The following is a 1,184-nucleotide window of genomic DNA, read 5'->3' as shown; positions in this document are numbered from 1 at the left end:
TCTGGTTCGCGACGACCTCCGCCTCGCGGACATCCCGCGTTGCGTGCGGGCGTCGATCGCGGCGAGCCCGTGATCGCGGTCTATGTGCTCGACGAGGAGTCGCCGGGCATGCGCCCCCTCGGCGGCGCCGCCCGGTGGTGGCTGCATCATTCCCTCACCGCGCTCGGCGAGCGCCTGCGCGAGAAGGGCACCCGCCTCGTCCTGCGCCGCGGCGCCGCATCCGAGGTCATCCCTTCACTCGCCCGCGAGGTCGACGCCGGCGCGGTGTTCTGGAACCGGCGGTACAGCGCGCCCGAACGCGAGGTGGACGCGGGCCTCAAGACGTCGCTGCGAGCCGACGGCCTCGAGGTCAGCTCGTTCGCGGCATCGTTGCTGTTCGAACCGTGGACCGTCCGCACCGGCGCGGGGACGCCCTACGGGGTGTTCACACCGTTCTGGAAAGCGTGTCAGCAGCTTCCCGCTCCGCGCGAGCCGATCGCGGAGCCGCGCGAACTGCGCGGGGCGTCGACGTACCCGGCATCCGACGACCTCGACGACTGGGGGCTGCTGCCGACGAGACCGGACTGGGCGGGCGGGCTGCGCGAGCGCTGGACTCCTGGCGAACTCGCCGCACGCCACCGCCTGCGGGAGTTCCTCGCCGAGGATGTCGCCGACTACGACCGCGCCCGCGACGAGCCCGCCGGGGGCGCGACCTCGATGCTGTCGCCACGGCTGCGGTGGGGAGAGCTGAGCCCGTTCCAGGTGTGGCACGCGGCCGTCGAATCGGGCGCCCGCGTGGCCGGCTTCCTCTCCGAGGTCGGCTGGCGCGAGTTCGCCTGGCACACCCTCTTCCACGCGCCGGATCTGGCGACCACGAACCTCAAGCCCGCGTACGACGCGTTCCCCTGGCCCCGACTGAGGCCATCGATGCTGCGCGCGTGGCAGCGCGGCGAGACCGGGGTTCCCCTGGTGGATGCCGGCATGCGCGAGCTCTGGGCGTCGGGCTTCATGCACAACCGGGTGCGGATGGTGACGGCATCCTTTCTCATCAAGAACCTCCTCATCGACTGGCGACGCGGCGAGGAGTGGTTCTGGGACACCCTCGTCGATGCGGATGCCGCCAGCAACCCGTTCAACTGGCAGTGGGTCGCCGGCTCCGGCGCCGACGCGGCCCCCTATTTCCGTATCTTCAACCCGGAGCTGCA

The 1,184-nt window shown here is 71.6% G+C and carries 1 pseudogene; it reads left to right on the top strand.

Going from position 1 to position 1,184, the window contains the following annotated elements:
* Position 1: 1 nt before the first annotated feature.
* Positions 2–1,184 (top strand): annotated as a pseudogene (locus I5I_RS02605) (cryptochrome/photolyase family protein); the annotation flags it as partial.

Source organism: Microbacterium sp. B24, from assembly GCF_000333415.1.
Taxonomy (GTDB): Bacteria; Actinomycetota; Actinomycetes; order Actinomycetales; family Microbacteriaceae; genus Microbacterium.
The sequence above is the reverse complement of the archived record's forward strand: the minus strand, read 5'-3'. Positions and strand labels throughout refer to the sequence as shown.